Genomic DNA, 412 nt, shown 5'->3' with positions numbered 1-412 from the left:
TTCCTGGTCACCCGCGCGTTTCTGCCGGCGATGGTAGAGGCAGGCTATGGGCGCATCGTCAATGTCGCCTCGGTTACCGGGCCGCTGGTGTCTTTCGAAGGCACCGCCGCCTATTCCGCCGCCAAGGCCGGCATGGTCGGCCTGACGCGCACGCTGGCGCTCGAAATGGCAAAAAGCGGCATCACGGCCAATGCCGTGGCCCCCGGCTGGATCGAAACGGGCTCGTCGAGCGCAATGGAGCGGCAAGCTGCCCTGCACACGCCACCGGCGCGGGCCGGGCGACCGGACGAGGTTGCCGCAGCGGTGGTGTTCCTGGCATCGGAAGGCGCCAGCTACGTCAACGGTGCCCTGCTGGTGGTCGACGGCGGCAACAGCCTTCAGGAGCGCAAGGGCTGAATCCGAAAACGACCGG

1 protein-coding gene is annotated in these 412 nt (G+C 67.7%); it reads left to right on the top strand.

Annotation, left to right across the window (positions count from 1 at the left end; genetic code table 11):
• Nucleotides 1-396, top strand: a 396-nt coding sequence (locus E5W87_RS35640; protein ID WP_292408700.1) for an SDR family oxidoreductase, incomplete at its 5' end; no start/stop codon positions are given.
• Nucleotides 397-412: the final 16 nt, after the last annotated feature.

This window comes from Mesorhizobium sp. (assembly GCF_004962925.1).
In the GTDB taxonomy this organism is placed as follows: domain Bacteria; phylum Pseudomonadota; class Alphaproteobacteria; order Rhizobiales; family Rhizobiaceae; genus Mesorhizobium.
This window is presented reverse-complemented; position numbering and strand designations above follow the sequence as displayed.